Source organism: Enterobacter sp. DC1, from assembly GCF_000568075.1.
GTDB lineage: Bacteria > Pseudomonadota > Gammaproteobacteria > Enterobacterales > Enterobacteriaceae > Enterobacter > Enterobacter asburiae.
In genome coordinates, this window is sequence record NZ_AZUA01000006.1 from 74,493 (window position 1) to 98,940 (window position 24,448).

The following is a 24,448-nucleotide window of genomic DNA, read 5'->3' on the forward strand; positions in this document are numbered from 1 at the left end:
TAACATGCCCTGGCACCCGGCAACGGTAAAGCGTTCAATCGCGGGGTAGCGAGTCCGATCACAAAGTTTTATTTGCGGGCAATCTGCTCGGCAAGGAGTGCCAGGCTTCTGAGCTGCTGCGCCAGATCCTCGCGTTCGGCCTGCTTAGAGCTGCGCCGCGCGGTGGAATGACGGGTAACCAGCGTCACCGGCAGCTGAACCTGCCGGCACGCTTCGCCCCCGGAAGACGCCAGCAGCCACTCCACGCTGCGTTCGCCCGCCTCGCGAAACGCCTGACGAATGGTCGTTAGCGGCGGGGAAAACCAGGCGCTGTCGGCCGTATCGTCAAACCCCACTACCGAAAGCTGGCCAGGGATCGCAATCCCTTTTTCCGCGCAGGCGCGCATTACCCCGAGCGCCATCTGATCGTTCGCTACCAGAATCGCATCCGGTAATGCCGCACCCGACAGCAGCACGTGTCCCTTCTCGTAACCGCTGGCCGCGCTCCAGTCACCGTAGGCCACAGCCGCCGCGTTAAGACCCGCCTGCGCCAGCGTCGCTTTCCAGCCTGCCAGACGCGCCCGTGCAGAGACCGAGCTCTCCGGCCCGCTCAGCAGGGCAATATTCCGATGCTCCAGTGAAAGCAGATGCTCAACGCCCAGACGCGCCCCCTGTTCTGCGTTAAACACGAGGCTGTTTACCCGCGCTGAGGGCGCCACATCGAGGAACAACACCGGGACGGGCGACGCCAGCGCCCTGAGTTCTTCGGCGTGCGGATCGTCAAGCGGCACATTAACCAGCAGCGCGTCCACCCGCTGTGCCAGCAGCGTCTGAAGCGCGGCCTGACACTGCCGGGGTTGCTCCACCATGGAAATCAGGACGCTCGCCCCCTGTTCCGCCGCACGCGATTTGACCGCCGACACAATTTGTGAAGGCGCGTGCAGGGCCAGGTCGGTAGTGATGAGGCCCAGCGTACGGGTGCGTTTACCCGCCAGCTGCTGTGCCCGAAGGTTTGGAACGTAGTGCAGCTCCGCCATCGCCTGCTGCACCTTTTCTCGCGTGCGGGCAGACACATGTTCCGCGTTGTTAATGACGCGGGAAACGGTCTGGTAAGAAACCCCCGCAAGGAGGGCGACATCATAGAGAGTGATAGCTTTCATGCATTCTGGCATCGCGTTTATCGTGCCCCTATTCTGGCACAGCGACGCCGTTAAAACATGTGAGCGCTTCGCAAAATTAAACAACCCGCTCCGGCTGGGGTATTTCCGCAATGCGTGGCTTCTGGCGGAACCAGGGCAGACAGAGCTGGATAAGCGGGCCAATGGTCAGGGCATACAGTACGGTACCCACCCCAAACGTGCCGCCAAGCACGCATCCAATCAGCAGGACGGACACTTCAATTGAGGTGCGCACGCTGCGAATGGACCATCCCAGCCGGGCGTGAATGCCGGTCATCAGGCCGTCGCGCGGGCCAGGCCCGAAGCCGGCCCCGATGTACATGCTTGTCGCAATCGCGTTCATCACGATGCCCGACACCAGGAAAGCAATTCGAACGGCTAGCGAATCCAGTTCCGGGATAAGCGCCATGCTGGCGTCCGCCGCCAGACCGATACAAATCACGTTGCTGATCGTGCCAAGGCCCGGCATCTGGCGCAGCGGGATCCACAGCAGCAGCACCGCAGCGCCGACTAAAATGATCACCGTCCCGATAGTCATCCCCAGCTGCATCCCCACCCCAAGGTGAAAAACATCCCAGGGATCGACACCCAAATCGGAACGAATAAACATCGCGGTGGAAAGGCCATACAGTCCTAAACCGACATAGAGTTGTAGCAGACGACGTACCATTTTTATCTTCTCCAGTAAACCAGGCTTTCATCCTGACCTAAAATGGCACTATGATTAATGTCCAGTTTTCAAATAGTGGACTGCATATGTCATCACGTCGCTTCGGAAGCCAGTCGCTGGTACGTCTTTTAGGCCACTGGCAGCAAGCCTCATCCCGCACACCGCTCTGGCGACAGCTGGCCGACGCGCTGCGTTTGTTAATCCTTGACGGACGCCTGACACTAAATACGCGGCTGCCGGGCGAGCGTGAGCTGGCCACGGCGCTGGACGTGAGCCGGACCACCGTCAGCAGCGCGCTAGCCCACCTGCGTGAAGAAGGGTACCTTGAAAGCCGCCACGGCAGCGGGTCGCGGGTCATTCTGCCTGACACGCGCGCCGTTCCCACCCTTTCAGCGGCGAGCGCCGCACTGGATCTCTCCACTGCCGCCCTGAATGCCGGGCCGGAGATCCATCAGGCTTATGCCCATGCGCTCACGGCCATTACCCCGCACCTCTCGCTGACGGGCTACGATCAGCTGGGGCTACCGACGCTGCGGGAGGCCATCGCTGCGCGCTATACCGCGCGGGGCCTTCCCACCCGCGCGGACGAAGTGATGGTGGTTAATGGCGCCGTCAGCGGCTTTGCGCTGGTCCTGCGGATGATGACCGGGCCGGGGGACCGCGTCGTGGTCGATCACCCCACCTATCCGCTGGCGATTGCCGCCATTCAGGGCGCGCAGTGTCGGCCAGTCGGGGTGTCGCTGCCGGAAACCGGCTGGGATACGAATGGCTTCGCGGCAACGCTTGCCCAGACGGCGCCGCGTCTGGCCTATCTGATGCCTGATTTTCATAACCCCACCGGGCGCTGTATGGATATCGCCACCCGTCAGGCCATCACGGATATTGCAGCCCAAACCCGCACGGCGCTGGTGGTAGATGAAACAATGGTGGATCTCTGGTTTGATGCGCCTCCCCCGCCGCCGCTGGCCGCCTTTAACCCGCAGGCCACCGTCATCACCTTAGGCTCTGCAGGAAAAAGCTTCTGGGGAGGGCTGCGTCTCGGCTGGATCCGCGCCTCCTCGCGCACTATCGCCACCCTTGCCCAGACGCGGGACACCCTTGATTTAGGCTCGCCGCTGCTGGAACAGCTGGCGATGCAGTGGCTCATTAACAACAGCGAGACGTTTCTGCCCGCACGCCGGAAGATGCTGGCGGAACGGCGCGATCGATGCGGTGAACTGCTGCGCGAACATTTCCCGGACTGGAAATTCCACGAGGCGGATGGCGGGCTCTCTTACTGGATAGAACTCCCGGGCATGCTGGCGACACAGCTTGCCGCGCGGGCTGAGATTCTGGGGATCAATCTGGGGACCGGTACGCGGTTTGGTTTATCTGGCGCGTTTGACCGCTATTTACGGATGCCCTTCTCGCTGGAATCGACAGAGCTTGAGCAGGCATTGCTGAGGATCAAACCGCTATGGCTCGCCCTGAATAAAAACGTGCCATCGTTAAAACGCAGCGTGATCTAATATTAAAATATTTGAAGCAGATCATAAAATAAAAACTGCTGACTGTAACATATGCAGTCAGCAGTTTTCACTGGTCAGGGTTTAATGCTGAGGAGGAATAGGAAAGCCTTTTAGTGAAATAACGAAGTTATCACCGTCTTTCTTAATTTTTGCACCGGTATCACACCAGTCAGACGCAATTCGAAAGAATTCATCGCTTCCAACATTCCAGCCAAGACGTACATGCTTCACGTAGCCTGAACGCAACAGATCGCAGGCCTCGTTGTAGTCACTGGCAGTTGACAGTTGTTGTTTCATTTTCTCTTCTTCAGAAGTTTACGTAGAGCCTTGATTTCTTTAGGAGTAAATGGAGAAACACTCTCTTCTTCCGTATGCTGATTATCAATATCCTCTTCCGATACTCCCGCCTCTTCTACTGCTTCGAATGCCAGCAGCAGCAGTTTCTCTGTCGTCACGCTTAAATTCTCGTTATTGACTTCCGCATAGTGGCGAAGCCTTTCTTTTAGCGCGTCATCAATCTTAACGTTTAATACCGCTGTAGCCATGTTTGTCACTTCCCTTCGGAACAAGTACTTTATTTAATACACGAAGTTAACAATGTTATCCAGATATATATTTTTTTGAGTTATGGAAGAAAATAACCGTCCAATAATAAAATGACAGTCTATTATTACAGGTTTATGACAATAATATTTCAGTACAATGAAATATATATTACACAATATAGGCACAATATAATTGTGGGATTGTGGTTTAAGTGGAGAGGTGAAGCAGGAAGATCTTATGAGGCCACAAATGGGTGGGGGCCCTGCCAGCTACATCCCGGCACACACGTCGTCTGCCCTGGCTGCTTCCTTCCGGACCTGACCTGGTGAACAGAGTAGCGTTGCGGGAGAACCAACAGAGCCCCCATTGAGAGCGTTGATAACCAACGCGCTGGCGCATTATCCCTGTGCTAAGACCCAATTGCAAGCGACCAGCAACCGGATGCTGGTTTCTTGCGCAAACAGGCGCAGCAATCAAGAAGATCTTCGTTTACCATAGCTTTCCAGAAACTCCCCACAGGTAAAGGTATGGACGAACACGACTCCTTTCCACAGCGCGTATGGCAAATCGTGGCCTCAATCCCGGAAGGCTACGTCACTACCTATGGTGATGTCGCGCGTCTGGCCGGTTCCCCGCGCGCGGCGCGACAGGTTGGCGGCGTCCTGAAACGGCTTCCGGAAGGCAGTACGCTGCCCTGGCATCGGGTGGTGAACCGTCATGGCGCCATTTCACTCACCGGGCCGGATCTCCAGCGTCAGCGTCAGGCGTTACTTTCAGAGGGTGTGCAGGTGTCAGGGTCGGGTCAGATCGATTTGCAGAAGTTTCGGTGGGTATATTGACCCCTCTCCCGGAGGAGAGGGGAAATGCAGAAATTACATCTGAGTCGGCGGGGTTGGCAGGGACGGCTGATTGGTCTGCGGTGCGACCGGCACTTCGGTCTGCTGCACCGGCACCAGGTTCAGGTCGACTTTGGTCCCACCGTTGTTGATCGCTTCCTGGACCGTATCGGTGATAAACACCAGCTTGCCGTTGATGGTTACCGCTGCGCTCAGCAGGATACGGGCGTTAGGCTGCACGTCCGACGGGTTATACGGCAACACGAAGCTAAACGGCGCCTGCTTGCCTTCAGTACGAACGGCGCGCTGAGCCACGACTTTCGACGGCGCGTCGGCCAGAGAAGCATCAGACAGCGTCACGGTTAATACCGCATCCGGCGGCAGCGCAACTTTCTGTTTAATCCAGATGGTACCGGAAACGTTAGGCTGCTGAATGGATTGCTGCGAAAGGGTATTAATCCCGTTCGGGTCTGCTGCTGGCACTGGCACCTGGGCGCTCTTACCGGCACAGGCGGACAACGCCACCGCAATAGCTACACCACTTAGCATGGGCACGAGTTTCATTGAAGTCTCCTTATCAATGCACCAGCGGGATCGATCCCATCCGATGTCGTTTCAATCACATAACGTATCCAAGTGTGGCACAGATCACCGATTTATGCCTGAAAACGTGCCGATATTCAGATTATTCTACCCATCGGACCACTTTCATTTCTGCGTTATACTCTGCCTATCTTTCGCTACGGCGTTTATTGAGGACAACTATGAGTCAGGCACTGAACAATCTGCTGACATTACTGAATCTGGAAAAAATTGAGGAAGGACTCTTTCGCGGACAGAGCGAAGATCTCGGCTTACGCCAGGTCTTCGGGGGGCAAGTCGTTGGACAAGCGCTGTACGCTGCAAAGGAGACTGTCCCGGCAGACCGTCTGGTGCATTCGTTCCACAGCTATTTCTTACGCCCTGGCGATAGCGCGAAACCAATCGTGTATGACGTTGAGGTCCTGAGAGACGGCAACAGCTTCAGCGCGCGCCGCGTAGCGGCCATTCAAAACGGCAAGCCGATCTTTTACATGACCGCCTCTTTCCAGGCGCCGGAACCCGGCTACGAGCATCAAAAAGTGATGCCGCCGGCACCCGCGCCTGACGATCTCAAATCAGAGACCGATATCGCCCGCGCGCTGGCGCATCTGCTTCCGCCGCAGGTCAAAGAGAAGTTTCTCTGCGATAAGCCGCTGGAGATCCGCCCGGTTGAGTTCCACAACCCGATGAAAGGCCATACCGCCGAGCCGAAGCGCCAGGTCTGGATACGTGCTAACGGCACCGTGGCTGAGGACTTCCGCGTTCATCAGTATCTGCTGGGCTATGCGTCAGATTTCAACTTCCTGCCGGTGGCGCTGCAGCCGCACGGCGTCGGGTTCCTTGAAAAAGGGATGCAGGTCGCGACGATCGATCACTCCATGTGGTTCCACCGTCCGTTCAACATGAATGAGTGGCTGCTTTACAGCGTGGAGAGTACGTCAGCGTCAAGCGCTCGCGGGTTTGTGCGCGGTGAGTTTTATACGCAGGATGGCGTGCTGGTAGCTTCTACGGTGCAGGAAGGGGTGATGCGTAACAGAGGTTGATGTAAAAAGCCCGGTGGCGCTACGCTTACCGGGCCTACGTTTTGTGCTTTTGTAGGCCGGGTAAGGCGAAGCCGCCACCCGGCAAAACACTCAGATCATGCGTTATACGCATTCTCGCCGTGGCTGTTGACGTCCAGACCTTCGCGTTCCTGCTCTTCCGGTACGCGCAGACCAACCGTCATATCCGCCAGCTTATAGCCAATGAAGGCGACAACGGCAGACCACACAACGGTGATAGCAATACTTTCCAGCTGCACCAGCACCTGATGAACCATGGTCACGCCTTCTGCGTAGCCCACACCGCCGAGCGATTTCGCGGCGAAGATACCGGTCATAATACAACCCACGATGCCGCACACGCCGTGCACGCCAAACACATCGCATGGGTCGTCAACGCGCAGCACGCGTTTCAGTGCGGTCACGCCCCACAGACCCGCCAGACCGGAAACCAGCCCGACCAGCAGCGCGCCGCCTACACCGACATAACCACACGCTGGCGTAATGCCAACCAGACCGGCAATGGCACCCGAACAGGCACCCAGCAGTGACGGTTTACCGCGTACCGCCCACTCGCCAAACACCCAGGAGAGGATTGCACCCGCCGTCGCCACAACGGTGTTCACGAAGGCCAGCGCGGCGATTTCGTTTGCTGCACTTGCCGAACCGGCGTTGAAGCCAAACCAGCCAAAGTAGAGGATAGCCGTACCGGTAAACACCATCGGCAGGTTGTGCGGTTTAAACGCTTCTTTACCGAAGCCCACGCGTTTGCCAATCAGGTAGGCACCCACCAGGCCCGCTACCGCGGCGTTGATGTGTACAACGGTACCGCCCGCGAAGTCCAGCGCGCCGTGCGTTGCCAGCAGACCGCCACCCCAGACCATGTGCGCAATCGGCACATAGGAGAGCGTCATCCAGACCACCACGAAGATCAGCACGGCAGAGAAACGAATACGCTCGGCGAGCGCGCCCACAATCAGCCCGACGGTAATACAGGCAAAGGAGCCCTGGAACGCAACGTGGATATACTGATAGAAGCTGCCCATCAGCGCAGTCAGCTCAATATTTTTCAGCATCACCCAGTCGAAGTTACCAAAGAACGCGTTGCCCGTGCCGAACGCCAGCGAGTAACCGTAAACCACCCACAGCACGCAGACCAGTGCGAACGTCACGGCAACCTGCGTCAGCATGGAGAGAACGTTTTTGCCACGGATCAGGCCGCCGTAGAACAGCGCAATGCCCGGAATTGACATGAACAGCACCAGCGCGGTGCTGATCATCATAAAGGCGTTATCGGCTTTGTCGACCACCGCAGGGGTAGCAGCCAGCGCCAGGCCCGGCAGCAGCGCCAGCGAACCCAGACCCGTTTTGAGTGTTGCTATCTTCATTTTCTCGATCCCTATCACTGTGTGCCAGGAGTTGCTTACAGAGCCGCTTCGTCAGATTCGCCGGTACGGATGCGAATGACGCGCTGCAGTTCGGCAACGAAAATTTTGCCGTCGCCAATTTTGCCGGTATAGGCCGCTTTGCTAATGACATCAATGACTTCATCAAGCTGGTCGTCAGCAATCGCGACATCAATTTTTACTTTTGGCAGAAAGTTAACGCTGTATTCCGCCCCGCGATAAAGCTCGGCATGACCCTTCTGACGACCAAAGCCTTTCACTTCGGTGACAGTCAGTCCCTGAATACCCATTGAAGACAACGCTTCACGCACGTCTTCGAGTTTGAATGGTTTGATTACAACCGTAACCAGCTTCATAGATCCCCTCCAGTCAGAATTCGGTAATGGCCGCAGCTTACGCAGATGGTATTGCAAGGGGTGTGCCAGAAATGAAAACGAGGGGGAACGGCGGCGCACAGAGCATTACGCGGGCGTAATAAACAAACAGGCGAAAAAAAACGCACCATGCCGGTGCAGGGTGCGTTTCAGTTTTGCACCAACAGGAATGACTGTTAGCGCGTCGCCTCATTTTGGTGCATCAGGCGCTAAGCGACTCTTCATCGCGCACGCTGGCCGCCAGCTCTTCGCCCGCCAGCTGCAGCTGGTACATTTGCCAGTAGCGCCCTTTTGCTTCCAGCAGTTCACGGTGCGTACCGCGTTCAACGGCCTGCCCACGGTGTAGCACCAGAATGGTATCGGCATCGACGATGGTGGAAAGACGGTGGGCAATCACCACCAGCGTCGTATGGTCGCGTACCGCGGCCAGCGCCTGCTGGATGGCCTGCTCGGTGCCGGAATCAATACTGGCCGTGGCTTCATCCAGAATCAGAATCTGCGGCGTTTCAATCAGCACCCGCGCCAGCGCCAGGAGCTGCTTTTGCCCGACGGAGAGATTGTTCCCCTGCTCGCCCAGTTTGGTATTGATCCCATCGCTAAACCCGCGCGCCAGCTCTGCCAGCTGCACTTTTTCCAGCACGTCCCAGACCTGCTCCTGGGAGTAGTCTCGCCCCAGGGTCACGTTGGCGTAGAAGGTATCGGCCAGCACGACCGGATCCTGCTGCACCATCGCGACGCCTTTACGCAACACGGTGTGGCTGAGAGACGCGAGCGGGCGCCCGTCGAGGCGGATTTCACCTTGCGTGACCGGGTAATAGCCCATCAACAGGCTGGCAAGCGTGCTCTTACCGCTGCCGGTATGCCCCACCAGCGCCACGAAACCGCGCGACGGAACGTCAAGCGTGATGTCCTGCAGCACCAGCCGGTCTTCGCGATAGGCAAACGAGACGTTATCAAAGGCGATAGTCCCGCTTTGCAGAGGCCGCTCGTCATTGCCGTAGGCCTGGCGCGGCCTGTCCATCAGCTCAAACACGCGCTCACCGGCGACCACCGCCTGCTGCAGCATCGATTGCTGGGTGGTGAGCTCGATCAGCGGCTCGTTAAGGCGCCCCAGATAGCTAATAAAGGCGTACAGCACGCCCACTTCAATCGTACCGTTTGAGCTCAGCCCGAAGAGCATCAGCAACCCGCAAAGCACCAGCGCCGAGAAAAGGCTCAGCAGCGGACGCAGCAGGAAACCGTCGAGCCGCAGCGTCTGCATACGCGCCATGTAGTGCGAACGGCTGGCTTCGCCCATGCGCTCGCCAAAGCGCGCCTGCTGGCGGAACTGCTGGATGACGCTCATGCCGTTGATCACTTCGTTGAAGCCATCGTTAATGTCGGCCAGATACGCGCGCACCCGACGCACAATCGGCGTGCTGTAGCGCTGGTAAATGACCATCACAATCAGCACCGCCGGGAAGATGGTGATCGCCACCAGCGCCATGCGCCAGTCGAGGCTGAACATCGCCACCAGCATCGCGCCAATCAGCGCCGCGCTGCGTAACACCGTCGCGACCACGGTAACGTACAGATCGCGGATCACCTCGGTATCGTTGGTCACGCGCGAAATTACCTGCCCGACCGGCTGGATGTCAAACTCGCTGAGCGGCTGGCGAAGCGCCGCGTCCATCACATCCGTACGCAGCTGCTGAACAACGCCCACGGCAGCACGGTTAAACAGCAGCGACTGAGCATAGTGCAGCCCTGCCGCCGCCAGCTGCAGGCCAACGTAGGCCACGCCTAAGCCCGCCACCAGCCCCAGCGGAAGGTAGCTTTTGGCGACCATATTGTCGATGAAGTAGCTAATGAGCAGCGGACCGCTCACTTCAGCAATCGCCGCAATCCAGAGTAAAAGCACGGCCACGGAGAGTGGTTTACGCCACGGCGAGCCGTAGGCCAGCAGACGTTTGAGCGTCGGCCACATCGTTCCGAGCTTACGCATTGGCGGCCTCCTCATCCTGCTCCGGCGCATCGTCCAGCGCCGCCTCAAGCTGTTGATAGCGGTACATATCGCGATACCAGCCCGGCTGCTCGGCAAGCGCTTCATGCTGCCCGCGCTGGGCAATGTGCCCGTGCTGTAAGACCACAATTTCGCTGGCTTCGGTGAGCGCCGACAAACGGTGGGCGCTGATAATCACCGTGCGTCCGTCACCCCACTGGCGCAGGTTATGCAGGATCTGATGCTCGGTACGGCCGTCCACGGCGGAAAGCGCATCATCCAGGATCAGAATTTCAGCATTCAGCAGCAGGGCGCGGGCAATCGAGATACGCTGCTTTTGCCCGCCGGACAGCATAACGCCGCGTTCCCCGACTTCCGTTTCGTACCCCTGCGGCAGACGCAAAATGTCATCATGTACGCTGGCCAGACGCGCCACATGTTCAATCTCTTCCTGCGTCGCCCCAGGGCGCCCAAGGGCAATGTTGTTCGCCACCGTGTCCGAAAATAAAAACGGCGTCTGGCTGACGACCGCCAGGCGACCGCGCCACTCGTCCAGCAGCAGTCTGGTCAGGGGAATATCGTGGAAGCGGATATCGCCTTCGGTGACGTCAAAGTGGCGCTGAAGCAGAGAGAGCACGGTACTTTTGCCGGATCCCGTCGGGCCGCAGATGCCCAGCATCTGCCCTGGCTGCAGGGTAAAGCTGACGTTTTCCAGCACCGGATGCTCCGTATGCGGATAGATAAACTGCCGGACGTCGACGGTCATGACGCCGCGCCCTTCCGGTACGGCTTCGCTGCCGTCGATGACCACCGGCGCTTCGGCCAGCATGGCGCGAATGCGGCTGTAGGCGGCGCTGCCGCGCTCCACGATGTTAAACATCCAGGCCAGCGCCAGCATCGGCCAGATCATGAGCCCCAGGTACATCGCAAAGCTAGTCAATTGCCCCAGGGTAAGCGAGCCCTGCACCACCATCCAGCTTCCGCCGCCAATCGCCAGCATATTTGCCATGCCAATCGCGATATAAATCGTCGGGTCAAACCGGGCGTCGATACGCGCGACGCGCATGTTCTTCGCCCCCGTGTCCGCCGCATCGGCGGCAAACAGCGCAGACTGTCGGTCTTCCAGACCAAACGCTTTGATCATGCGGATGCTGGTCATGCTCTCCTGGGTGCGATCGTTCAGCGACGAAAACGCCGCCTGGGCCAGCTTAAAGCGCTCGTGCAGCTGTTCTCCATAGCGATTGATCGCTAGCGCCATGATCGGCATCGGCAGCAGGGCGAGCAGTGTCAGCTGCCAGCTGATCTGCGTGGACATCACGATCAGCACCGCACAGCCCATCACCAGCGAGTCCACCAGCGTCAGCACCCCTTCCCCGGCGGCAAAGACCACGCGATCGACGTCGTTTGTCGCGCGGGCGATGAGATCCCCGGTGCGATGACGCAGATAAAATTCGGGATGCTGTCGGCTCAGCTGGCGGTAAAAATCTTCACGCAGCTCAACGGCGAGCTGATAGGACGCACCAAACAGCAGCACGCGCCAGACGTAGCGCAGCAGATAAACAATGACGGCCGTCAGCACCAGCGTGCCGACCCACATCAACACCCGTGCGGTGGTGTAATGCTGTTCGGTGACGCCATCCACGACGTACCCCACCACTTTCGGCGGGATCAGCTGCAGGATGGCAATAATAATAAGCAGGGCGACTGCACCGAGGTAGCGTTGCCACTCCCGACGAAAGTACCAGCTTAATTGGGCAAATAATCGCACGCGGTTTGTTCCTGAAGGTATTTTACGAAGTTATTCAATGGGTAATGCTGTGGTGTATTTAATCTGTTCCATGGCGAAGCTTGAGGTGACGTCCGACAAACCCGGTACGCTGTTCACCAGCCGCTTGTAGAAATCATCATAGCGCTTCATGTCGGCCACCTGGACGCGCATCAGGTAATCATACTCTCCGGCCATACGCCAGAAGCCGAGCACCTCGGGCATCTCCGACACCTGGGTGACGAAGCGGCAATACCACTCGCTGCTGTGATGCTGGGTTTTTATCAGCACAAATGCCGTCAACCCAAGCCCCAGTTTTTCGGGATCTAACAGCGCGACGCGCCCCAGAAGAATGCCGTCATCTTCCAGCTTCTTTAGGCGCTTCCAGCACGGGGTGGTGGTCAGATTAACGGCATCTGCCAGCGCCTGCAAAGAGAGGGTACAGTCATTTTGCAGCAATGAAAGGAGCTTGCGGTCAATTTTATCTAGCATACCCACCTCACAGAGAAAATTTTTCTCTCTTCATTCTATTTTAAAGGCCAGATAGCAACAATTTTTTCTGTGCTTTTCGCTATCCTAGGCACAAAATGACAAACGGATAACGATGATGAATAGCACCTGGGTTAAACATGCGATCAGCGAAATCAATGCCGACTATCAGCGCTCGGCGGATACGCACCTGATTCGCCTTTCCCTGCCGGGGTTTGACGGCATTCAGCTCTATCTGAAAGATGAAAGCACCCATCCTACCGGTAGCCTGAAGCATCGCCTGGCGCGCTCGCTGTTTTTATACGGTTTGTGTAACGGCTGGATCAAAGAAGGCACCACCATCATAGAATCCTCATCCGGTTCAACGGCGGTGTCCGAAGCCTATTTCGCCCGCCTGCTGGGCCTGCCGTTTATCGCAGTGATGCCGTCCTGCACCGCAAAACGCAAAATCGAACAGATCGAATTTTACGGCGGACGCTGCCACTTTGTGGAAAGCGCCTGCGAAATCTACGCCGCCTCCGAAATGCTGGCCCGCGAGCTGAACGGCCACTATATGGACCAGTTCACTTTCGCCGAGCGTGCCACCGACTGGCGCGGCAATAACAATATTGCCGACAGTATTTTCCGCCAGATGACCCACGAACCGCATCCGGTTCCGTCCTATATCGTCATGAGCGCCGGTACCGGCGGCACGTCAGCCACGATTGGACGCTACATCCGCTGTCAGGGCTACGATACCCAACTGATGGTGGTTGACCCGCAAAACTCCGTGTTCCTCGACTACTGGCAAAACCGCAATGCGCAGCTGCGCAGCCCGGTAGGCAGTAAAATTGAAGGGATTGGCCGCCCGCGCGTGGAGCCCTCTTTTATCCCCGACGTCGTGGATGAGATGATGCGCGTGCCGGATGCCGCAAGCGTGGCAACGGCGCACTGGCTGGAAACGCAGCTGGGCCGCAAAGTGGGCGCATCGACGGGCACCAATATGTGGGGCGCACTGCAGCTTGCCGCCCGTATGCGCGAAGAGGGCCGCACCGGTTCCATCGTCACGCTGCTGTGCGACAGCGGCGAGCGTTATCTCGATACCTACTACAACGCGGAGTGGGTGCATGCCAACATCGGCGATATCGCCCCGTGGAAAGCGCAGATTGCAGACCTGGTGAAATAAAAAAAGCCAGACCGAAGTCTGGCTTGCTGGAAGGGTCTCACTATTCGGGGGAATACGGGAGATTGTTGTTGTCCAGCCAATGCGTCAAAAAATGGGACACTGCTTCATTGCGGCAGTGGCCAATAACCGGCAGATGGGGAAGTTCTGCTTTCAGCTGCGCCATCGCATTCCCCATGATCAGACCGCGACCTACGCTACCCAGCATTTCGCGGTCGTTCATGGCGTCACCAAACGCCATACACTCCTGCAGCGTTAAGCCCAGGTGGTCGCTCAGCACCGCCAGAGCGGAGCCTTTGTTACAGCCCACCGGCAGCACTTCCAGACAATCCACCGCCGAGAAAGTCAGGTGCGCCCGGTCGCCCAGCGCCTCATTCAGCTGAATCCGTAAGCGACACAGATCGTCATGATCGCCGCAGAAGCAGATCTTAGTTACCGCATGGGCGGGGATCCGACGCAGATCGATAAGCTGATATTTGAAACCGCTGTATACATGCGCGTGCAGCAGTTCAGGGATTTCGCTTCCGGTAAACCAGCCCCGATCGTTAAAGACGTGGATACTGGCCTGCGTGTCCCAGGTGCTGTGCAGCACGATGTCCGCCACTTCCGGGTTGAGATCCTGCCGGTGCAGCACATCGCCTTCTACGGAGTGAATTCGCGTCCCGTTGCCGGTGATCAGAAAGGCGTCGAGGGAAAACGCCCCCAGCAAATGGCGCATCTCCAGCACATGACGCCCTGTGGCAAACGTCAGGGTGACATTTCGCTCGTGCAGGCGCTTCAGCGTGTTCAGGGTTTTTTCTCCCAAACGGTGATCCGGCATTAACAGCGTACCGTCCATATCAAATGCAGCGAGCCGAGCCATGATTACTCCCGAAATGTGATGCGGTTAACTTGTGCAACAGTATCGTGTGAGATATACGGAAGTAATAGTGAATAGATGATAATTATTGTTCCGGGTTTCTTATGCGCCAGCTCAATCGACTCAACCAGTATCACCGCCTGTGGCAGCCTTCCCTGGGGGCAACGCAGCAGGTCACCATCAGCGAGCTGGCCGCCCGCTGTTTTTGCAGCGAGCGGCATGTCCGAACCCTGCTGCGCCAGGCCCAGGAGGCGGGCTGGCTCAGCTGGCGAGCGCAGTCTGGCCGCGGTAAGCGCGGTGAGCTAACGTTCCATGTCGCCCCGGAGTCACTGCGCAATGCGATGATGGAAGAGGCGCTGAAAAGCGGGCAGCAGCATAACGCGCTGGAACTGGCCCAGCTTGCCCCCGCAGAATTACGATCGTTGCTGCACCCGTTTTTGGGCGGGCAGTGGCAAAACGACACGCCGACGCTGCGCATCCCCTACTATCGCTCGCTGGAGCCGCTTCAGCCGGGGTTTTTACCGGGCCGGGCAGAGCAGCATCTGGCGGGACAGGTGTTCTCAGGCCTGACGCGTTTTAACGGTAACAGCAGTGAACCCGCGGGCGATCTCGCTCATCACTGGGAAGTGTCGAAGGACGGTTTGCGCTGGCATTTCTACATTCGCTCCACCCTGCACTGGCATAACGGCGATAAAATAGAAACGGCGCAACTCCAGCGAAGTCTGACAGCGCTGTTGACGCTTCCTGCCCTGCGCACTCTGTTTCAGAGCGTCTTATGTATTGAAACAACGCATCCACAGTGTCTGACGTTTACGCTGCATCAACCGGACTACTGGCTACCGCACAGGCTGGCAACCTACTGTAGCCGTCTGGCGCATCCCGACCATCCTGCGGTTGGCAGTGGCCCGTTTCGGCTGGCTGCCTTTGAGCCCGACCTGGTTCGTCTGGAAAGCCATGAGCAGTATCACCTGAGTCATCCGCTGCTCAAAGCCATCGAATACTGGATCACTCCCCAGCTTTTTGATTACAGCCTGGGCACCAGCTGTCGTCACCCGGTGCAAATCGCGATCGGCGAGGCCGACGAGCTGGAAAGTCTGCGGCTGGTAAGCAGCAGCACCAGCCTGGGGTTCTGTTACCTCACGCTAAAACAGAGCGCGCACCTGAGTGAGATCCAGGCAAAGCGGCTTATCAATATCATTCATCTCTCCAGGCTTCTCCACACACTTCCGCTAAACGAAGGGCTCATCACGCCAACCCAGGAACTGCTTCCCGACTGGACAATCCCCGAATGGCCTGATTTATCGGACGTAACCCTCCCTGAAGCGTTGACGCTGGTTTACCATCTCCCTGTTGAGCTTCACACCATGGCCAGCCAGTTGAAGGCATACCTGGCGCTACAGGGGTGTGAACTGACCGTCATCTTTCACGACGCCAAGACGTGGGACGGATGCCTGGAGCTTGCCGATGCAGACATAATGATGGGGGACAGGCTGATTGGCGAAGCGCCGGAATATACGCTTGAACAGTGGCTGCGCTGCGATGCCCTCTGGCCGCACGTTCTTAGCGCTCCGGCTTACGCTCACCTGCAGGCCACGCTGGATGCGGTACAGACTCAGGCCGAGGCTCGGGATAGACACGCGGGGCTGCAAGCCATCTTCAACCGGCTAATGGAGAGTGCGGTGCTGACGCCACTCTTTAATTATCAATACCAAATCAGTGCTCCGCCTGGCGTGAATGGTATACGCCTCAACACCCGCGGCTGGTTTGACTTTACCGAAGCCTGGCTGCCCGCGCCCAAATCGTGAAGAAGCTGGTCGCCGTCGTGGTCAGACGGTAACATAACGTTTTTACCGTAACAGTCGAGATGATTTATGAAACGTGCCGTCGTCGTGTTCAGCGGAGGACAAGACTCTACTACCTGCCTGGTCCAGGCCCTTCATCAGTACGATGAAGTTCACTGTGTCACTTTCGATTATGGTCAGCGTCATCGCGCTGAAATCGACGTTGCTCGTGAACTAGCCCTGAAACTGGGCGCACGCGCGCACAAGGTGCTGGACGTTACGCTGTTAAATGAACTGGCCGTGAGCAGCCTCACCCGCGACAGTATTCCTGTACCAGACTATGAACCCGATGCCAGCGGCATTCCAAATACCTTTGTGCCGGGCCGTAATATCCTCTTCCTGACCCTGACGGCGATATACGCCTACCAGGTAAAGGCCGAAGCGGTGATCACGGGCGTGTGCGAGACCGACTTCTCCGGCTACCCGGACTGTCGCGATGAGTTCGTGAAAGCGTTAAACCACGCCGTTAATCTGGGGATGGCGAAAGAGACGCGCTTTGAAACCCCGCTCATGTGGCTGGATAAAGCCGAAACCTGGGCGCTGGCGGACTACTGGGGCAAGCTGGACCTTGTTCGCAGCGAAACGCTCACCTGCTATAACGGTATCAAAGGCGATGGTTGCGGCCAGTGCGCGGCCTGTAATCTTCGCGCTAACGGGCTGAACCACTATCTCGCCGATAAAGTCGGCGTGATGGCCGCAATGCAGAAAAAGACCGGGCTTAAATAGAGTTATTTGACCGTGCTGTCGCAAAACAGGTGTCGACAGCACGAGTACGCCTTAATATGTCTTATACGATCATCAACTCCAGCTTCTCCCGCAACTCCCCTTCCAGCGGTAGCGCTTTCTGCGTTTTCAGGTCGATACAGACAAACGTGATCAACGCATCTGCGACCACCTGCCCTTCTGGATCGAGCGTCACCACCTGGCTTAATACGCCGCTTTTGCCATTGATCTGCTGCACCTGGCTGGTGACCGTGAGCACATCGCCCAGCACGGCCGGACGGCGGTAGTTGATGTTGATATTGACGACCACAAACGCGATGTTGTGCGCGGTCAGCCACTGAAAGCTTTCGCTGTTTTCCAGCCCGTCCCAGCGCGCTTCTTCAAGAAACTCAAGATAGCGAGCATTGTTCACATGCTGATAAACGTCGAGATGAAAACCGCGTACTTTGATTTTTGTCTGCATAGCGCAATAGCCTTTACTGTTATTGTAGGAAGAGAGGTCATAACTGGTATGACCTCTTTATCCTGGCAAAATTTTGCCGCAGTGCAAGAAATTGCGTAATTACAACGTCAGGTGTGAGAGGTTGCGCTCAACCAGCGCGCTGCCCATGCCCGGCACCTGCTTGAGATCGTCGACCGTTTTGAAAGGACCATACTCTTCGCGGTAGCTGACGATGGCCTGCGCTTTTTTCAGGCCCACGCCGTTCAACGCACGGGCGAGATCTTCCGCTGAGGCCGAATTGATACTGACCCGCGTACCGTCATCATCCGCATTTTTACCGGCATCTGTCGCTTTGGTTTGCCCTTGCACTGGCGCTGCCGCATCGGACTTGCTCTGCGTAGCCTGTGCTTTGGCAGCTGGCGTCGCCGCCTGCGCGCCCGCGCTCATCCCGGTGGTGGCAATAGCCAGCGTAATTAACAGTGCTTTGATTCCACATTTCATGCTGTTATCTCCTTGTTTGTTGACAGCCATGTCACGATAGCCGCCCGTTAAAACCGGCACAAACAGCAGATTGCAGAAATGGAAAAGGCCGCGAAAGCGGCCTTTAGTTTTTGCAGAGCGTTACGAAAATCTGCGAGCAGACACGTAATTACTGCTGCTGAGTCATTACATCACCCAGCTTGATTTTGGCTTCTTTACGCAGGTTGCTCATCATGGCTTCGAAGGCAATCTGGGCATTGTTCTGGGTAATCCCCTGAACCATCGCTTTCTTCTGCGCTTCTGGCAGGGTGCCGGCTTTCACTTCATCCAGCGCCAGCAGAACGACGTTACCCTGCGTATCGGTGGTGGTACCGAAGCTTGGCTTGTCCTTCGCAGGCAGAGTCAGACCAAACGCGGCCTGGCTGATTGGGTCCTGGCCGGTACGGCTCAGCGTTTTCGCTTCACCGAAGCTAAGTCCAGCCGCTTTCAGCGCGTCTTCTTTACCCGCTTTCAGATCGGACAGAATCTTCTCAGCTTCCAGTTTCGCCTGCTGTTCCGCTTTGTTGTGCTTAACCTGAGCGACAACCTGATCCTTCACTTCCGCCAGCGGTTTGACCGCTTCTGGCTTGTGCTCGCTGACGCGCAACACAAACGCACGATCGCCGTCGACGGTAATGATGTCAGAGTTACTGCCCGGCGTGCCGTTTTCGCCCACCAGACCACCGTTGAAGATGGCATCAGAAACCGGTTTGAAGTTCAGCTCTTCCGGCAGGTTGTCACGACCAAACCAGCCCGTCTCAACCGCCTTCACGCCCGCCGCCTGCTCTGCACCTGCCAGAGATTCGTTGTCGTTGCTGGCAGCATCGCTTACCTTCTGCTGCAGCGCGTAGTAGGCATCCAGCGCTTTTTCCTGTTTCACTTTCGCCGCGATATCATCGCGAACGTCAGCCAGCGGCTTGGTTTTCGCCGCGGTGATGTCGTCCAGACGCACGACCAGGAAACCAACGGAAGACTTAATGACGCCTGAAAGCTGACCTTTCTCTTTCAGACCGGCATTTTTCAGCTCGTCAGGGGTGGTCGCGTCTTCCAGCCAGCCCATATCACCGCCGTTTTTCGCAGAGATAATGTCGGTGGATTTCGCTTTCGCAACGGTCGCGAAATCAGCGCCTTTGTTCAGCTCATCCAGCGCCGCTTTAGCATCAGCCTCGGTTTTCGTCTGAATCACGCTGTAGCGGTTACGCTGCGGCTGAGTGAACTGATCCTGATGCTGATCGTAGTAAGACTGGATTTCAGCATCAGACGCGGTTTCCTGCAGCGCGGCCGCATCCAGCTTGATGTAGCTCACGCGGAACTGCTCTGGAGAAACAAAGGAATTCTTGTTCTGCTCGTAGTAAGCGTTAACGTCAGCATCGCTCACCTGCTGTTTCGCCGCCAGTGCGTTCACATCAATGGTCGCTTCGCGTACAACGCGCTGCTGCGCCACCAGCGCGGCCAGTTCGTCCGTTTCACCTTTGAGCATGAAATCGGTGCCCACGACGGCATTGATGAGCTGCTGGGTGGTCAGCTGGTTACGCAGCGCCTGGGCGTACTGATCGGCCGTCATCCCCATCTGGTTGACGATACTGTTGTAACGCGCGTTGTCGAATTTACCGTTAGACTGGAAGGCCTGGGTGGAGAAGATGGCTTTTTTCACCTGCTCATCACTGATGCCAAGGCCCAGTTTTTTGGCATACTGATCAAGCAGCGCTTCGTCGATAAGACGGTTCAGTGTCTGTTGGCGCAGGGTCTTCATGTACCCTTCGTTCGCTGCCAGTTCAGAGAATTGGTCGCCCAGCTGTTGCTGCATACGGTTACGTTCACCGGCAAAAGCATTCTCGAACTGACCACGGCTGATTTCCTGGCCATTCACTTTTGCGGCGTAGTTTGCGCCACCGCCAATAAGGTAACTGCTCACGCCGGTCAATATGAACGACACGATAATGATACCGAAAATAATCTTGAGCACGAGACTGTTAGCAGCCGTGCGTAAGCTGTCCATCATGGTGTAACAACACTCCGCTGTAGGTGACTGGTTACCTTACGCTGACGGAAAATCCTGCCCGTCGCGCGTGAAGGCGTATTGTGACAAGAAAACGGGGCGATTGTCAGCCCACAACTCGCATAAACTCGCACAAATCAGGTCTGGACAAACAAAAAAGGCACATCAAATGATGCGCCCTTGTACTTTCCGGCTTCCCTGAAACGGGAAAGCAATCAGTTTACTGCGTCTTTCAGCGCTTTACCTGCACGGAAACCCGGCACTTTAGCAGCAGCAATGGTGATCTCTTTACCGGTCTGAGGGTTGCGGCCAGTACGGGCAGCACGCTCTTTAACAGCAAAAGTACCGAAGCCTACCAGTGCAACGTCGTCCCCAGCCTGCAGAGATTCAGTAACAGAAGCAATTAAGGCATCTAACGCACGTCCAGCTGCAGCTTTAGAAATATCAGCACCAGCAGCAATTTTGTCAATCAGTTGAGATTTATTCACTGTTCTCTTCCTCTCTTTATAATTTATATCGCGCCTGAATCCTTCACAACGCGACCGCGCAGCAGTTATATCAGGCCTGCCATGACCTTACAACACCCGTTGTTGATGGCTGACCTAATCAGCAATCTAAATTAGCTATACAAAAAAAGGCTGGCAAGTGCGAAATGACTTACCAGCCTTGTTTTTATTGACGCTCTTTGCGCGAGGTCACTATTTTGCGGTTACAACCTGCATTCCGGAGGGCTCATTCTGCAATGCGAGACTGAGAACTTCCTCAATTCGCTTCACAGGATGGATCTGCAGATCGGCAATCACGTTGTCCGGAATCTCTTCCAGATCGCGTTTATTTTCGTAAGGGATCAATACGGTTTTGATCCCACCGCGGTGTGCCGCCAGCAGTTTTTCTTTTAAACCACCAATCGGCAGAACCTGACCACGCAGCGTGATTTCACCGGTCATTGCCACATCGGCACGCACCGGGTTACCAGTCAGGCAGGAAACCAGAGCGGTACACATGGCAATACCCGCGCTTGGGCCATCTTTCGGCGTCGCCCCTTCAGGAACGTGCACGTGGATGTCGCGTTTTTCGTAGAAATCAGGGTTGATACCCAGTTTCTCCGCGCGCGCGCGCACCACGGTCAGCGCCGCCTGGATGGATTCCTGCATCACTTCACCCAGCGAGCCGGTGTAGGTCAGCTTGCCTTTGCCAGGGACACAGGCGGTTTCGATGGTCAGCAGATCGCCACCCACTTCCGTCCATGCGAGGCCAGTCACCTGACCAACGCGGTTTTCGTTGTCCGCGCGACCGTAGTCAAAGCGCTGAACGCCCAGGTACGCATGCAGATTGTCGCCGTTAATCACAATGTGTTTCAGGCTCTTATCCAGCAGCAGCTGTTTCACCGCTTTACGACACAGTTTAGAGATTTCACGCTCAAGGCTACGCACGCCCGCTTCACGGGTGTAGTAGCGAATGATGCCGATAATCGCGCTGTCCTCGACGGTCAGCTCGTTGGCTTTCAGCGCGTTACGCTCAATCTGTTTCGGCAGCAGGTGCTGCTTAGCGATGTTCAGCTTCTCATCTTCGGTATAACCGGAGAGACGGATCACTTCCATACGGTCCAGCAGCGGGGCCGGAATGTTCATGGAGTTGGAGGTCGCCACGAACATCACGTCGCTCAGGTCGTAGTCCACTTCCAGGTAGTGATCGCTGAACGCCACGTTCTGTTCTGGATCAAGCACTTCCAGCAGTGCAGACGCCGGGTCGCCGCGCATGTCAGACGACATCTTGTCGATCTCATCGAGCAGGAACAGCGGGTTTTTAACCCCAACTTTCGCCATCTTCTGGATCAGTTTACCCGGCATAGAACCGATGTAGGTACGGCGGTGACCGCGGATTTCCGCTTCATCGCGTACGCCACCCAGCGCCATACGGATATACTTGCGTCCGGTCGCTTTGGCGATGGACTGACCCAGAGAGGTTTTACCTACCCCCGGCGGTCCTACCAGGCACAGAATTGGGCCCTTGATTTTGTTTACACGGCTTTGTACCGCGAGGTACTCAAGAATGCGGTCTTTCACGCGTTCCAGGCCGTAGTGGTCGGTATCCAGGATTTCCTGCGCCTGACGCAGGTCTTTTTTGACCTTGCTGCGGGCGTTCCAGGGAACCTGCACCATCCACTCAATGTAGCCGCGAACAACGGTCGCTTCAGCCGACATTGGAGACATCATTTTCAGCTTCTGCAGTTCTGCTTCGGCTTTCTCTTTCGCCTCTTTCGGCATCTTCGCCGCGTCGATCTTACGCTTCAGCGCTTCGTTTTCGTCCGGCGCATCGTCCATCTCGCCCAGTTCTTTCTGAATGGCCTTCATTTGCTCATTCAGATAGTACTCACGCTGAGATTTCTCCATCTGCTTTTTCACGCGGTTGCGAATACGCTTCTCAACCTGCAGCAGATCGATTTCAGACTCCATCATCGCCATCAGGTATTCCAGACGTTCGTTAACGTCGGACATTTCCAGCACGGACTGTTTGTCAGCCAGCTTCAGCGGCATATGTGCAGCGATGGTGTCCGCCAGACGCGCAGGGTCGTCGATGCTGTTCAGCGACGTCAGCACTTCTGGTGGAATTTTCTTGTTCAGCTTGATATAGCCTTCAAACTGGCTAATCGCGGTGCGAACCAGCACTTCCTGTTCACGCTCATCAAGCTCAGGCGAATCAAGGTACTCTGCCTTTGCAGAGAAGTGCTCGCCGTCATCTGACAGAGTGGTAATACGCGCACGCTGCAGGCCTTCTACCAGCACCTTCACGGTGCCGTCAGGCAACTTCAGCATCTGCAAAATAGAGGCCACGGTCCCGACGGTGAAAAGATCGTTTACACCCGGCTCATCCGTTGATGCTTCTTTCTGCGCCACCAGCATGATTTTTTTATCATGATCCATGGCGGCTTCGAGGCAACGGATAGATTTTTCCCGCCCTACAAATAAGGGTATGACCATGTGCGGATAAACCACCACATCGCGCAACGGCAATACGGGGATTTCAATGCGTTCAGAACGCTCAGGATTCATAGAGCTCTCTCTTAGTTAGTGTCCGCCAGGTAAGCTGGTCATGTCACTGTGCTTCACATAACCATTAACATGTATCCAGTATATGGGGATGTTTCCCACACATTCAACGCTATGAATACGGAAAAAGTAAAGGGGAGATAAAATCCCCCCTTTTTGATTAACTGCTTGTATGATTTGGTTAATTATTCGCCAGATGCCTGCTGCGCTTCCGGTTTGCCGTAAATCAGCAGCGGCTTGGTTTGACCGCTAATGACGGACTCGTCAATCACCACTTTCTCAACGTCTTCCATCGACGGCAGATCGTACATTGTGTCGAGCAGTGCCGCTTCAACAATTGAACGCAGACCACGCGCACCGGTTTTACGGATCATCGCTTTCTTGGCAATAGCATCCAGCGCTTCGTCGCGGAATTCCAGATCAACGCCTTCCAGATTGAACAGCGCCTGATACTGCTTGGTCAGCGCATTTTTCGGCTCTTTCAGGATCTGGATCAGCGCGTCTTCGCTCAGCTCATTCAGCGTTGCTACAACCGGCAGACGGCCAATGAATTCAGGGATCAGACCGAATTTGATCAGATCTTCCGGTTCAACCTGAGACAGCAGTTCGCCTTCGTTTGGTTTTTCGGACGTCGATTTCACCGTTGCGCCAAAACCAATGCCGGAGCCGGTTTCAACACGGTGGGAGATGACTTTGTCCAGACCAGCAAACGCGCCACCACAGATGAACAGGATCTTGGAGGTATCAACCTGCAGGAACTCCTGCTGCGGATGTTTACGACCACCCTGCGGCGGAACGGCGGCAACCGTACCTTCGATTAGCTTCAGCAGTGCCTGCTGTACGCCTTCACCCGATACGTCACGGGTAATGGACGGGTTGTCTGATTTACGGGAGATCTTGTCGATCTCATCGATGTAAACAATCCCGCGCTGGGCTTTCTGTACGTCGTAATCGCACTTCTGCAGCAGTTTCTGGATGATGTTTTCGACGTCCTCACCCACATAACCGGCCTCGGTCAGGGTGGTGGCATCCGCCATCGTGAACGGAACATCAAGCAGGCGCGCCAGGGTCTCAGCCAGCAGCGTTTTACCGGAACCGGTTGGGCCGATCAGCAGAATGTTACTTTTACCCAGTTCTACGCCATTGCTGGTGTCGCCGTTACGCAGACGTTTGTAGTGGTTATAGACCGCTACCGCCAGCACTTTCTTGGCCTGCTCCTGTCCGATGACGTAGTCGTCAAGGTGATGACGAATTTCATGCGGCGTTGGCAGCGCGCTGCGCTCACGGTGCGGTGCGACTTCTTTAATCTCTTCGCGAATGATGTCGTTACATAAATCGACACATTCGTCGCAGATATACACGGACGGCCCGGCAATCAGTTTACGCACTTCATGCTGGCTTTTGCCGCAAAAAGAGCAGTACAGCAGTTTGCCCGAACCATCTTTGCGTTTATCTGTCATGAGTCCAAACCTCTTTTTAAGTTCTTTGTGCCGCACATG

Annotated in this window: 23 protein-coding genes and 1 other RNA gene; 6 read left to right on the plus strand and 18 right to left on the minus strand. The window is 56.3% G+C overall.

The genetic code is table 11. From position 1 onward, the window contains the following. Positions 1 to 68 precede the first annotated feature (68 nt). Together P346_RS05625 and yczE are read right to left on the minus strand one after the other, a co-directional pair. Positions 69 to 1,139, minus strand: a complete 1,071-nt coding sequence (locus tag P346_RS05625) for a LacI family DNA-binding transcriptional regulator (protein WP_032661502.1) — start codon at positions 1,137 to 1,139, stop codon at positions 69 to 71. A gap of 76 nt (positions 1,140 to 1,215) precedes the next feature. Next, the gene (yczE, locus tag P346_RS05620) at positions 1,216 to 1,827 is read right to left on the minus strand and encodes a membrane protein YczE (protein WP_029741628.1); all 612 of its coding nucleotides are present in this window, start codon (positions 1,825 to 1,827) and stop codon (positions 1,216 to 1,218) included. An 86-nt stretch (positions 1,828 to 1,913) separates the two neighbouring features. Here yczE and yczR point away from each other — a divergent pair, with 86 nt between their 5' ends. After that, the gene (yczR, locus tag P346_RS05615; protein ID WP_032661504.1) at positions 1,914 to 3,335 is read left to right on the plus strand and encodes a MocR-like transcription factor YczR; all 1,422 of its coding nucleotides are present in this window, start codon (positions 1,914 to 1,916) and stop codon (positions 3,333 to 3,335) included. Between the two features lie 81 nt (positions 3,336 to 3,416). On the opposite strand, the gene P346_RS05610 is transcribed toward yczR, so the two are convergent. The 3 genes from P346_RS05610 to ffs all read right to left on the minus strand — a co-directional run bounded on the left by P346_RS05610 (position 3,417) and on the right by ffs (position 4,238). Further along, complete coding sequence (locus P346_RS05610) at positions 3,417 to 3,632, minus strand: hypothetical protein (protein ID WP_023310588.1); 216 nt, start codon at positions 3,630 to 3,632, stop codon at positions 3,417 to 3,419. After that, a complete protein-coding gene (locus P346_RS05605) occupies positions 3,629 to 3,880 on the minus strand; it encodes a hypothetical protein (protein ID WP_023310587.1) in 252 nt (83 codons plus the stop codon). Before P346_RS05605 ends, P346_RS05610 begins: the two co-directional genes overlap by 4 nt. A gap of 261 nt (positions 3,881 to 4,141) precedes the next feature. Further along, positions 4,142 to 4,238, minus strand: an RNA gene (gene ffs, locus P346_RS22700) — signal recognition particle sRNA small type. A gap of 170 nt (positions 4,239 to 4,408) precedes the next feature. On the opposite strand from ffs, the gene P346_RS05600 reads away from it, so the two are divergent. Then, on the plus strand, positions 4,409 to 4,720 hold the full coding sequence (locus tag P346_RS05600) for an MGMT family protein (protein ID WP_029741631.1): 312 nt from the start codon (positions 4,409 to 4,411) through the stop codon (positions 4,718 to 4,720). A 33-nt stretch (positions 4,721 to 4,753) separates the two neighbouring features. Here P346_RS05600 and P346_RS05595 read toward each other — a convergent pair whose 3' ends face one another. Then, positions 4,754 to 5,281: a YbaY family lipoprotein gene (locus tag P346_RS05595; protein ID WP_029741632.1), complete on the minus strand. Its 528-nt coding sequence runs from the start codon at positions 5,279 to 5,281 to the stop codon at positions 4,754 to 4,756. 200 nt (positions 5,282 to 5,481) lie between these two features. Here P346_RS05595 and tesB point away from each other — a divergent pair, with 200 nt between their 5' ends. Then, positions 5,482 to 6,342 (plus strand): acyl-CoA thioesterase II, encoded by an 861-nt coding sequence (gene tesB, locus P346_RS05590; RefSeq protein ID WP_032661507.1) that lies wholly within the window; start codon positions 5,482 to 5,484, stop codon positions 6,340 to 6,342. Between the two features lie 95 nt (positions 6,343 to 6,437). On the opposite strand, the gene amtB is transcribed toward tesB, so the two are convergent. The 5 genes from amtB to P346_RS05565 form a co-directional block, all read right to left on the minus strand. Then, positions 6,438 to 7,727: an ammonium transporter AmtB gene (amtB, locus tag P346_RS05585; protein ID WP_023310584.1), complete on the minus strand. Its 1,290-nt coding sequence runs from the start codon at positions 7,725 to 7,727 to the stop codon at positions 6,438 to 6,440. Between the two features lie 35 nt (positions 7,728 to 7,762). After that, positions 7,763 to 8,101, minus strand: coding sequence for a P-II family nitrogen regulator (gene glnK / locus P346_RS05580; RefSeq protein ID WP_008503304.1), 339 nt, complete (start codon positions 8,099 to 8,101; stop codon positions 7,763 to 7,765). 220 nt (positions 8,102 to 8,321) lie between these two features. Beyond that, positions 8,322 to 10,103, minus strand: a complete 1,782-nt coding sequence (locus P346_RS05575; protein WP_032661509.1) for a SmdB family multidrug efflux ABC transporter permease/ATP-binding protein — start codon at positions 10,101 to 10,103, stop codon at positions 8,322 to 8,324. Next, on the minus strand, positions 10,096 to 11,868 hold the full coding sequence (locus P346_RS05570; protein WP_032661512.1) for a SmdA family multidrug ABC transporter permease/ATP-binding protein: 1,773 nt from the start codon (positions 11,866 to 11,868) through the stop codon (positions 10,096 to 10,098). Before P346_RS05570 ends, P346_RS05575 begins: the two co-directional genes overlap by 8 nt. A gap of 30 nt (positions 11,869 to 11,898) precedes the next feature. Beyond that, positions 11,899 to 12,357, minus strand: coding sequence for an Lrp/AsnC family transcriptional regulator (locus tag P346_RS05565; protein WP_023310581.1), 459 nt, complete (start codon positions 12,355 to 12,357; stop codon positions 11,899 to 11,901). A 112-nt stretch (positions 12,358 to 12,469) separates the two neighbouring features. Between P346_RS05565 and P346_RS05560 the strand changes: the two genes are divergently transcribed. Further along, positions 12,470 to 13,519 (plus strand): PLP-dependent cysteine synthase family protein, encoded by a 1,050-nt coding sequence (locus P346_RS05560; RefSeq protein WP_233456506.1) that lies wholly within the window; start codon positions 12,470 to 12,472, stop codon positions 13,517 to 13,519. A gap of 40 nt (positions 13,520 to 13,559) precedes the next feature. On the opposite strand, the gene cof is transcribed toward P346_RS05560, so the two are convergent. Then, positions 13,560 to 14,378 (minus strand): HMP-PP phosphatase, encoded by an 819-nt coding sequence (cof, locus tag P346_RS05555; protein WP_032661517.1) that lies wholly within the window; start codon positions 14,376 to 14,378, stop codon positions 13,560 to 13,562. A 101-nt stretch (positions 14,379 to 14,479) separates the two neighbouring features. Between cof and P346_RS05550 the strand changes: the two genes are divergently transcribed. Beyond that, positions 14,480 to 16,180: an SgrR family transcriptional regulator gene (locus P346_RS05550; RefSeq protein ID WP_032661520.1), complete on the plus strand. Its 1,701-nt coding sequence runs from the start codon at positions 14,480 to 14,482 to the stop codon at positions 16,178 to 16,180. A 66-nt stretch (positions 16,181 to 16,246) separates the two neighbouring features. Beyond that, entirely contained in the window at positions 16,247 to 16,942 is a 696-nt protein-coding gene (gene queC, locus P346_RS05545) for a 7-cyano-7-deazaguanine synthase QueC (protein WP_032646166.1), read from the plus strand. Positions 16,943 to 17,003: 61 nt separating this feature from the next. Here queC and P346_RS05540 read toward each other — a convergent pair whose 3' ends face one another. The 6 genes from P346_RS05540 to clpX form a co-directional block, all read right to left on the minus strand. After that, positions 17,004 to 17,402: a YbgC/FadM family acyl-CoA thioesterase gene (locus tag P346_RS05540; protein ID WP_032646165.1), complete on the minus strand. Its 399-nt coding sequence runs from the start codon at positions 17,400 to 17,402 to the stop codon at positions 17,004 to 17,006. Between the two features lie 99 nt (positions 17,403 to 17,501). Then, positions 17,502 to 17,882 carry a helix-hairpin-helix domain-containing protein gene (locus tag P346_RS05535; RefSeq protein ID WP_032661521.1) on the minus strand — a complete coding sequence of 127 codons (381 nt, stop codon included), beginning with the start codon at positions 17,880 to 17,882 and terminating at the stop codon, positions 17,502 to 17,504. Between the two features lie 148 nt (positions 17,883 to 18,030). Then, positions 18,031 to 19,902: a peptidylprolyl isomerase gene (gene ppiD, locus P346_RS05530; protein WP_032661524.1), complete on the minus strand. Its 1,872-nt coding sequence runs from the start codon at positions 19,900 to 19,902 to the stop codon at positions 18,031 to 18,033. A 212-nt stretch (positions 19,903 to 20,114) separates the two neighbouring features. After that, the gene (hupB, locus tag P346_RS05525) at positions 20,115 to 20,387 is read right to left on the minus strand and encodes a nucleoid-associated protein HU-beta (RefSeq protein ID WP_002444653.1); all 273 of its coding nucleotides are present in this window, start codon (positions 20,385 to 20,387) and stop codon (positions 20,115 to 20,117) included. A 210-nt stretch (positions 20,388 to 20,597) separates the two neighbouring features. Next, the gene (lon, locus tag P346_RS05520; RefSeq protein WP_023334706.1) at positions 20,598 to 22,952 is read right to left on the minus strand and encodes an endopeptidase La; all 2,355 of its coding nucleotides are present in this window, start codon (positions 22,950 to 22,952) and stop codon (positions 20,598 to 20,600) included. A gap of 182 nt (positions 22,953 to 23,134) precedes the next feature. Beyond that, positions 23,135 to 24,409 carry an ATP-dependent protease ATP-binding subunit ClpX gene (gene clpX, locus P346_RS05515; protein WP_024906819.1) on the minus strand — a complete coding sequence of 425 codons (1,275 nt, stop codon included), beginning with the start codon at positions 24,407 to 24,409 and terminating at the stop codon, positions 23,135 to 23,137. Positions 24,410 to 24,448: the final 39 nt, after the last annotated feature.

Bases quoted from the DNA above. Each gene is read 5' to 3' on its own strand.
- P346_RS05625 (WP_032661502.1), bottom strand. From the start codon at position 1,139: ATGAAAGCTATCACTCTCTATGATGTCGCCCTCCTTGCGGGGGTTTCT.
- yczE (WP_029741628.1), bottom strand. From the start codon at position 1,827: ATGGTACGTCGTCTGCTACAACTCTATGTCGGTTTAGGACTGTATGGC.
- yczR (WP_032661504.1), top strand. From the start codon at position 1,914: ATGTCATCACGTCGCTTCGGAAGCCAGTCGCTGGTACGTCTTTTAGGC.
- P346_RS05610 (WP_023310588.1), bottom strand. From the start codon at position 3,632: ATGAAACAACAACTGTCAACTGCCAGTGACTACAACGAGGCCTGCGAT.
- P346_RS05605 (WP_023310587.1), bottom strand. From the start codon at position 3,880: ATGGCTACAGCGGTATTAAACGTTAAGATTGATGACGCGCTAAAAGAA.
- P346_RS05600 (WP_029741631.1), top strand. From the start codon at position 4,409: ATGGACGAACACGACTCCTTTCCACAGCGCGTATGGCAAATCGTGGCC.
- P346_RS05595 (WP_029741632.1), bottom strand. From the start codon at position 5,281: ATGAAACTCGTGCCCATGCTAAGTGGTGTAGCTATTGCGGTGGCGTTG.
- tesB (WP_032661507.1), top strand. From the start codon at position 5,482: ATGAGTCAGGCACTGAACAATCTGCTGACATTACTGAATCTGGAAAAA.
- amtB (WP_023310584.1), bottom strand. From the start codon at position 7,727: ATGAAGATAGCAACACTCAAAACGGGTCTGGGTTCGCTGGCGCTGCTG.
- glnK (WP_008503304.1), bottom strand. From the start codon at position 8,101: ATGAAGCTGGTTACGGTTGTAATCAAACCATTCAAACTCGAAGACGTG.
- P346_RS05575 (WP_032661509.1), bottom strand. From the start codon at position 10,103: ATGCGTAAGCTCGGAACGATGTGGCCGACGCTCAAACGTCTGCTGGCC.
- P346_RS05565 (WP_023310581.1), bottom strand. From the start codon at position 12,357: ATGCTAGATAAAATTGACCGCAAGCTCCTTTCATTGCTGCAAAATGAC.
- P346_RS05560 (WP_233456506.1), top strand. From the start codon at position 12,470: ATGATGAATAGCACCTGGGTTAAACATGCGATCAGCGAAATCAATGCC.
- cof (WP_032661517.1), bottom strand. From the start codon at position 14,378: ATGGCTCGGCTCGCTGCATTTGATATGGACGGTACGCTGTTAATGCCG.
- P346_RS05550 (WP_032661520.1), top strand. From the start codon at position 14,480: ATGCGCCAGCTCAATCGACTCAACCAGTATCACCGCCTGTGGCAGCCT.
- queC (WP_032646166.1), top strand. From the start codon at position 16,247: ATGAAACGTGCCGTCGTCGTGTTCAGCGGAGGACAAGACTCTACTACC.
- P346_RS05540 (WP_032646165.1), bottom strand. From the start codon at position 17,402: ATGCAGACAAAAATCAAAGTACGCGGTTTTCATCTCGACGTTTATCAG.
- P346_RS05535 (WP_032661521.1), bottom strand. From the start codon at position 17,882: ATGAAATGTGGAATCAAAGCACTGTTAATTACGCTGGCTATTGCCACC.
- ppiD (WP_032661524.1), bottom strand. From the start codon at position 19,902: ATGATGGACAGCTTACGCACGGCTGCTAACAGTCTCGTGCTCAAGATT.
- lon (WP_023334706.1), bottom strand. From the start codon at position 22,952: ATGAATCCTGAGCGTTCTGAACGCATTGAAATCCCCGTATTGCCGTTG.
- clpX (WP_024906819.1), bottom strand. From the start codon at position 24,409: ATGACAGATAAACGCAAAGATGGTTCGGGCAAACTGCTGTACTGCTCT.